The organism is Metaclostridioides mangenotii, from assembly GCF_018917235.1.
In the GTDB taxonomy this organism is placed as follows: domain Bacteria; phylum Bacillota; class Clostridia; order Peptostreptococcales; family Peptostreptococcaceae; genus Metaclostridioides.
Genome location: NZ_JAHLOF010000006.1, coordinates 229,741 through 237,415, shown reverse-complemented (window position 1 = coordinate 237,415; position 7,675 = coordinate 229,741). Strand labels below are relative to the sequence as shown.

Sequence of the window (7,675 nt, the reverse complement as noted above, 5' to 3'; positions counted from 1 at the left end):
ACGCTAAAATGGGCAAAATCTTTTTGAACTTTAGTTGGATAATTTTCTTTTTCTATACCCCAATGGAAATATACTGTTACTAAGTCGGTCTCTTTTTTAAGTTCTTTTATATCATTTTTTATGCCTTCTAAAAATTTATCATTATAGTTAGAATCCCAGCCGTTATAGGCAAGTAACCCAACTTTAATACCCTTTGATTCAATGATAGCCTTTTCTCCCATTCCTGCATATTTTATACCGTTACTATCTAGTACATTTTTAGTATCTTCTAAACCTTTTTCAAAATAATCTAAGGAATGGTTATTTGCAATACCTACAGCTTCTATATTCCCTTCTTTTAAAATATTCACATAAGTAGGATCTCCTTTAAATGCAAATTGTTTTTCAGTATCACCAGATGTAGAAGTCGTTAGTGGACCCTCTAAATTAACAATACTAATATCATCGTTTTCAAATATTGATTTAACATTTTTAAAGAAATAAGAGTAGTCTTTATTTTGATTTATAAATTCTCCGTCAAATGTATATCCACCAGTGGAGCCCATATCATTACCCATTGTAACATCACCTGCAAAACTCAAAGTAATGCTTGTTTGCTTCTTTTCCTTAATAACATTTTTATCTATATTGTCTTTTGGTTTTATATTACACCAAACAAGTAATATAAATAAAAATAATACTATGATTAATATTATTAAAGGTTTACGTTTAATTCTATATTTTACTCTGCGTTTGATTCTTTTTTTTGACATTTTAATATCTCCTTTATTATTATATATGGATATAATTCATGAATATTATAACTAAATAGTGATATTTTGTCGATTAAAAAAGTATGACAACTCTTAAAGTAGATAACATTATATTTACATTTTTGTAATGAATGTCAATATTTGAATCAATATGTTTAAATAACACACAATTTATGTTTTTTAAACATACATGTAAATATACACGATAATTGTAAAAGATTATAAGTGTGTGCATTGGGTATGACTAATGTATACCTAATTTGCAACTTGGGGGTGTAACAGTGGTTTACAAAAATATAAGCTTTCAACAGCTTAAAGAAATGGTAAATTCAAAAAATGATATTTTACTACTAGATGTTAGAAATAGTAATGATTTTAATATGGAAAGATTGAAAAACTCTGTCAATATACCATTGCAATATCTATATTGTGATTTAGGTATGATTGAATCATATAAAAATAAAAAGGTTATTATTTATTGCTATCATGGTTATAGAAGTGTAACTGCTTGTTGTATTTTATATGATTTAGGATTTAAATATCTTTATAATTTAAAAAACGGCATTGAAGGCGAGATATAGCAGTGAAAATTAATAGGTAACTTTAGGGGTGTTCTCAAAGAAAATTATATTGTTTTCGAATGATGATATAGTTTTATTTTGAGGGCACCCCTATTTTTAGCTTAATAATAAATTTATAAATATATTTGAGTAAGACATCGACTTTCAGTTTTGTTATAATAGTTATATTATTATAAAAAGTTAGGTGAATTTGTTGGTTAGGATAAGTAAGAGTGATATTGAAAAAATTGGTTTTATGAAAAATACAAATGAAAAGACCAAAATTAAATTTATAGATTTATCAGAAGTTAAATCTTACAGGAAAAAGCAGACTATTATCCGTGAAAAAGAGGAAGTAGATAAAATTTATGTCCTAATCGACGGAAAAGTATCTATATCTAAAATGAGCGAAGATGGTGAATTAAAAATAATTTTTATTCTTAATAGTGGGGATCTAATAAATGAAATATCCTTTGAAGAACATCATACTTCTACAGTAGCATGTGAAGCATTTGAAAAAGCATTAGTAGCTGAAATTCCTATCGATGATTTTAAAAAGATTATGAAAGAAGATTTTAATTTAACATCGAATTTGTTTAGCTGTGTAGAAAAAAGAACCAGAAGACTTTACAGACAACTAAAAAATTCAATATCTATAAGAGTTGATAAAAAGCTTGCAGCAAAACTTTGTAGGTTAAGTAGGGAATTTGGAATTAACGAAGGGGAGTGGACATATCTAAATATCAATATAACTATTACATATTTAGCTGATATGCTAGGTACTAAAAGAGAGACCTTGTCAAGGGCGATGAAAACCCTGCAAGAAAAAGATTTAGTGAAGTATGAAGGTAAAAAGATTTTTGTTAAAACTGAAAAATTGGTTAGGTACTTTAAAGACAATAAACAAAACAGTTAGTATAGTATACAATAATTCAATCAATAAAAAGCACCTCTAAAATGGAAATAACACATTTTGGAAGTGCTTTTTATTATTTATAAGAAACAGAAGATATTATTATATGTGATATTAATCACAGAAATTAGATAAATAGAATGATAAAATTTTATTTAACAATATAAATATTAAAATTGAAGGGGTGGATGATTATGAAAATAAAGATAGACACATCTGAATTTAATCGTGCGTTAAAAGAGCTTAGTAAAGAGTATAAAATATTTGCACCATCTGTAAAACCATTTAAGGGGACTTTCTCGGATACAGACCTTATATCTTACAGTGAAATAGAAAGTTTTGAAGAGATTGAGTTTAGCAAGAAGTCTAATTATTCTCCAAAGGAAACTTTTCTACCAATAAATCAAATTCTTTTTTATTATACAGAAGATCAGTACAAAGAATCAAACATTGAAGATAAGAAATTACTTGTATTTATGAGGTCTTGTGACATTCATGGTGTTAAGAGAATTGATGAGATTTACCTTAATAACGGACATGAACCAGATTATTTTTACAAGAGAATTAGAGACAAAGTAAAGTTTGTCTTAATAGGATGTAAAGAAAGTTATAGAAATTGTTTTTGTGTAAGCATGAATTCAAATAAAACTAATGATTATTCAATTGGAATGAATATAGATAATGATACTATTTATTTAGACATTAAAGATAGAGATCTAGAGATTTTTAGTGGAGAAACTACAGATTTTGAAGTAGATTACGTTAAAGAAAACAAGATTTCGATTGAAGTTCCTCAAAAAATAGACTTGGGATCTTTAAAGAACGATTCTCTTTGGAAAGAGTACGATAGTAGATGTATTGGTTGTGGAAGGTGTAACTTTGTCTGTCCTACATGTACATGTTTTACTATGCAGGATATATTTTATAAAGAAAATAAAAATGCGGGTGAAAGAAGAAGGGTCTGGGCATCTTGCCAAGTAGATGGATACACAGACATAGCTGGGGGGCATTCATTTAGATCAAGTCAAGGAGATAGGATGAGATTTAAAGTAATGCATAAAATTAGCGATTTTAAAGAAAGATTTGGATACAACATGTGTGTCGGATGTGGTAGATGTGATGATGCATGTCCAGAATATATATCATTTTCTAATTGTGTAGAAAAAATAGATAAAATTGAGAAAGAAAGAGGAGGTAAGCAGCATGGAAAATAAATACATCCCTGAGAAAGTAAAAATTCTTGATATAATCAAGCATACTGATAAAGAATGGACTTTTAGAGTAGAGAACAAATCAGAAAAGGTACTTCCAGGTCAATTCTATGAAATATCTATACCAAAGTTTGGTGAAAGTCCAATATCAGTTTGTGGTTTAACAAATGAGTATATAGATTTTACAATTAGAAATGTAGGTAAGGTAACTAAAGAACTTTATAAATACGAAGTTGGAGATAGTTTATTTATAAGAGGACCATATGGAAATGGATTCGACATAAATTTATATAAAGGAAGGGAAATCGTTATCGTCACAGGTGGAAGTGCTTTAGCGCCAGTTAGAGGAATTGTAGAACATTTTTATAATAATGTGGATACATGCGAGAAATTGAGTCTAATATCTGGGTTTAGATCTCCAGAGGATACCTTATTTAAAGAGGATTTAAAAAAATGGAATAATAAACTTAATATATTAGCAACTGTAGACGGAGCTAATGAAGATTATACAGGAAATATAGGGTTAGTTACTAAGTATATACCTGAGCTTGAAATAAATAATATAGAAAATGTATCTGCTATTATAGTTGGTCCGCCAATTATGATGAAATTTGCAATAGATGAAGTTAAAAAGCTAGGTTTAGCTGAAAAAAATATATGGGTCTCATATGAAAGAAAGATGTGCTGCGGTCTTGGAAAGTGTGGTCATTGTAAAATTGATGATACTTATATCTGTATTGATGGACCTGTATTTAACTATGCTGAAGCAAAAAATTTAGTGGATTAGAGGTGGGATTTATGATAAGAGATTTAAATACTAGAAAAGTAATGAAGAATGCTTACAGAATTACTAAAAATAGATATATAACGTCATTAAGAGTAAGAGTTCCAGGTGGGCTTATAGATTCGGAAAGTTTAAATGTTGTTTCTAAAATTTCTACAGAATATGGGGACGGTAAAATTCACTTAACAACAAGACAAGGTTTTGAGATACTTGGTATAGATATGGAAGATATGGAAGAAGTTAATATTCTAATTCAACCAGTCATAGATAAATTGGATATTAATCAAGAGGAGAGAAATTCGGGATATCCTGCGGCAGGAACTAGAAATATTGCTGCTTGTATTGGAAACAAAGCCTGTCCAAAGGCACAATATAATACAACAGAGTTCGCTAATCGTATAGAAAAAGCAGTATTTCCAAATGATCTACACTTTAAAATAGCTTTAACTGGATGTCCAAATGATTGTATAAAAGCAAGAATGAATGACTTCGGAATAATAGGAATGGCTCTACCTATTTACGATATAGATAGATGTGTAAAATGTGGTGCATGTGTTAAAAAATGTAAAAAAGTTTCTGTAGGAGCATTAAAAACTGTAAATAATAAAGTCGTGAGAAATGAAGAAACCTGTATTGGTTGTGGTGAATGTGTCTTAAATTGTCCAACCTCTGCATGGACGAGAAGTGAGAATAAATACTATAGATTAGTAATAATGGGAAGAACTGGAAAGAAAAATCCGAGACTAGCTGAAGATTGGCTTAAATGGGTTGACGAAGAAAGTATAATAAAAATAATACTAAATACTTATAAATATGTGAAAGAATATATCGATAAAGATGCGCCAAAGGGAAAAGAGCATATTGGGTATATTATAGATAGAACTGGATTTATGGAATTTAAAAAATATGCATTAGAAAATGTAAAGTTCACAGAAATTACACATATGAATGATAATATATATTGGAGTGGAATTAAATATTAATGAATTAATATAAAGTCATATATTTTAAAAAGAATATATGACTTTATTCTTTAGAAAATTATATTAAAGTTAAGATAAATAGAAATAATATTAACGTGAAGCATCAAAATTACATTTATATTTTTAGTTTTTTCGTCAGTTGAAAAAATATTTTAGTTACGTTAAACTATAATAGTATTCAACAGTTTTGGAGGTTAGTTATGGGGAAAGATGTTAAAGTGAAAAAAAAGAAAAAATATGATACTTTTAGTATAACTATGGAGTTAGAAAAGCCTCTATTATATGATTTAGAGGATAATAAAGATAAAAAAAGTAATAATGATAAGGATAATAAAACAATAAAGCCTTCTACTATGAAAAAGATAATGATTGGGTTAGCAACTCTATTAGTTGTAGCAGTTATTGGATTTATCGTGTGGGCTAATATTACATATAAGCCACAAAATCTAGCAGAAGAAGCTTTAGTTAGCGATAGAAATGTTGAGGTTTCAGAAAACAAATTCATATCATTTTCACCAATAGGAAAAACTCCAACTAAAGGTTTTATATTTTATCCAGGAGCTAAGATCGAGCCAGAAGCTTATGCACCTCTATGTAAAGCTATAGCAGAACAAGGATACCAAGTTGTAATTGTACCAATGACTCTTAATTTGGCTACATTATCTATAAATAAAGGTGATCAAGTCATAGATAAATATCAGAGTATCGATACTTGGGTAGTTGGGGGACACTCACTAGGAGGAACTATGGCTGCTAAGTTTGCTAGTAACAATAATGAAGTAGATGGAGTCGTATTGTTAGCATCATATCCTATGGGTGATGAGCTTAAGGATTTAGGAAAAGATGTGTTATCTGTTTGGGGAAGTAAAGATGGTGTTTTAAACTATAAAAATTTAATTAGCGCTAAGGATAATCTTCCATCAGATACTACTTATGTGGAAATTGAAGGAGCAAACCATTCACAATTTGGTGATTATGGTTTACAAAAAGGCGATAACGAAGCAATAGTAAGTCAAGATAAGCAGCTTAGTGTTACAACGAAAAGTATATTAAAATTTTTAAAGAATATAAATTAATTCCAACATTATAATTTTATTATTTGCTTTCGGGTATTATATTAATCTCGAGCAATTTATTTTTGAAGAAGGTGAAAAATGAAAAAGTTAGATCAAATATTAGAGTACAATAAGGATTTTGTAGAAAATAAAAAGTATGCAGAGTTTGAAACCACTAAAAATCCTAATAAAAAAATATTAGTATTATCATGTATGGATACAAGACTTACATCTTTGTTACCTGAAGCTATGAACTTAAAAAACGGCGATGCTAAAATTATAAAAAATGCCGGAGCGACTATAACTCACCCATTTGGAAGTATGGCTAGAAGTATTATTATAGCAATATGTGAATTTGGGGTAGAGGACGTAATGGTAGTTGGACATCACAGCTGTGGTATGTGTAATGTAAATGTTGATAGTGTCGTTGATAAGCTAATTGATAAGGGTATATCACAAGATACTATAGATACACTTTATAATTCTGGTATAAACGTTAGAAAGTGGCTTTATGGGTTTGATTCAGCTGAAGAATCAGTAGTAGATTGCGTCAATCTCATAAAAAATCATCCGTTAGTACCAAAAGATGTATCTGTGCATGGACTACTTATGTCTCCTGAAACTGGAAAATTAGATTTAATAGTAAATGGATACGAAAACTAAATTTATAGAAGACAGACTAAAAATATCTAAAAGAGATAGTTTTAGTCTGTTTTTATTTATTAGCCAACTAACTAAAAAACGTTTTCAAATGCTATATTTACTTTATAAAAATTATTTTTTTTAAAAAAAAATTAAATTAATATAGAAATATTGACTATTTGATTTAGATAAAGTATAATATCTGTTAGTCGTCTAACTAATATTTAAAAGGAGGGTAGTTATGGAGTACGAATCAAGTGATAGTGTTAATTTTATTTTCCACAAACTTATTAGAGCTCACTTTATTAGATCACATAATGAGCTTGAAAAGTTAGGTTTGTATCCAGGTCAACCTCAAATATTGTTTTCATTATCTAAAAATGATGGGCAAAGTCAAAGGGAATTGGCAGAAAAAAGAAGCGTAAAAGCCTCTACAAATACTGTGATGTTAAACCGAATGGAGAAGGCTGGATTAATAGAGAAAAGAAAGGACAGTGAAGATCAACGGATTACAAGGATATACTTAACGTCTAAAGGTTCTAAAGTTTGCAACAGGCTTAAGTCGTTATATTCTGAATTAGAGATAGAAGCATTCAAAGGCTTCAGTGAAGAAGAAAAAATTATTTTAAAGCGTCTTCTTTTACAGATCATTGATAATATAAAAGGTGATAATTTAAACGTGGATTGTGAAGATCTACATAAGTAATAAAAATAGTAAGTTAAAAAAATAAAATTGCAAATATGAAAAATAAAGATATAAAAAGTTAAAGTTTGA

Annotated in this window: 9 protein-coding genes; 8 read left to right on the top strand and 1 reads right to left on the bottom strand. The window is 28.7% G+C overall.

Annotation, left to right across the window (positions count from 1 at the left end):
• The coding region (locus tag KQI18_RS10710; protein WP_216467858.1) for a CapA family protein at positions 1-752 on the bottom strand (752 nt) is incomplete at its 3' end.
• Positions 753-1,033: 281 nt separating this feature from the next.
• Here KQI18_RS10710 and KQI18_RS10705 point away from each other — a divergent pair.
• The 8 genes from KQI18_RS10705 (at position 1,034) to KQI18_RS10670 (ending at position 7,606) form a co-directional block, all read left to right on the top strand.
• Positions 1,034-1,333, top strand: a complete 300-nt coding sequence (locus tag KQI18_RS10705; protein ID WP_257431367.1) for a rhodanese-like domain-containing protein — start codon at positions 1,034-1,036, stop codon at positions 1,331-1,333.
• A 193-nt stretch (positions 1,334-1,526) separates the two neighbouring features.
• Positions 1,527-2,228 carry a Crp/Fnr family transcriptional regulator gene (locus KQI18_RS10700; RefSeq protein ID WP_236887738.1) on the top strand — a complete coding sequence of 234 codons (702 nt, stop codon included), beginning with the start codon at positions 1,527-1,529 and terminating at the stop codon, positions 2,226-2,228.
• A 191-nt stretch (positions 2,229-2,419) separates the two neighbouring features.
• Positions 2,420-3,439 carry an anaerobic sulfite reductase subunit AsrA gene (gene asrA / locus KQI18_RS10695; RefSeq protein ID WP_216467857.1) on the top strand — a complete coding sequence of 340 codons (1,020 nt, stop codon included), beginning with the start codon at positions 2,420-2,422 and terminating at the stop codon, positions 3,437-3,439.
• Positions 3,429-4,223, top strand: a complete 795-nt coding sequence (asrB, locus tag KQI18_RS10690) for an anaerobic sulfite reductase subunit AsrB (RefSeq protein WP_216467856.1) — start codon at positions 3,429-3,431, stop codon at positions 4,221-4,223. The genes asrA and asrB overlap by 11 nt, the downstream gene beginning before the upstream one ends.
• An 11-nt stretch (positions 4,224-4,234) precedes the next feature.
• Positions 4,235-5,203 carry a sulfite reductase subunit C gene (gene asrC, locus KQI18_RS10685; RefSeq protein ID WP_216467855.1) on the top strand — a complete coding sequence of 323 codons (969 nt, stop codon included), beginning with the start codon at positions 4,235-4,237 and terminating at the stop codon, positions 5,201-5,203.
• Between the two features lie 200 nt (positions 5,204-5,403).
• Positions 5,404-6,279, top strand: a complete 876-nt coding sequence (locus tag KQI18_RS10680; protein WP_216467854.1) for an alpha/beta hydrolase — start codon at positions 5,404-5,406, stop codon at positions 6,277-6,279.
• Between the two features lie 78 nt (positions 6,280-6,357).
• Positions 6,358-6,921, top strand: a complete 564-nt coding sequence (locus KQI18_RS10675) for a beta-class carbonic anhydrase (protein WP_216467853.1) — start codon at positions 6,358-6,360, stop codon at positions 6,919-6,921.
• Positions 6,922-7,141: 220 nt separating this feature from the next.
• A complete protein-coding gene (locus tag KQI18_RS10670) occupies positions 7,142-7,606 on the top strand; it encodes a MarR family winged helix-turn-helix transcriptional regulator (RefSeq protein WP_216467852.1) in 465 nt (154 codons plus the stop codon).
• The last annotated feature ends 69 nt before the right edge of the window (positions 7,607-7,675 follow it).

Excerpts from the sequence above, each read along its gene's own strand:
- KQI18_RS10680 (WP_216467854.1), top strand. The coding sequence starts at position 5,404 with ATGGGGAAAGATGTTAAAGTGAAAAAAAAGAAAAAATATGATACTTTT.
- asrA (WP_216467857.1), top strand. The coding sequence starts at position 2,420 with ATGAAAATAAAGATAGACACATCTGAATTTAATCGTGCGTTAAAAGAG.
- asrC (WP_216467855.1), top strand. The coding sequence starts at position 4,235 with ATGATAAGAGATTTAAATACTAGAAAAGTAATGAAGAATGCTTACAGA.
- asrB (WP_216467856.1), top strand. The coding sequence starts at position 3,429 with ATGGAAAATAAATACATCCCTGAGAAAGTAAAAATTCTTGATATAATC.
- KQI18_RS10675 (WP_216467853.1), top strand. The coding sequence starts at position 6,358 with ATGAAAAAGTTAGATCAAATATTAGAGTACAATAAGGATTTTGTAGAA.
- KQI18_RS10670 (WP_216467852.1), top strand. The coding sequence starts at position 7,142 with ATGGAGTACGAATCAAGTGATAGTGTTAATTTTATTTTCCACAAACTT.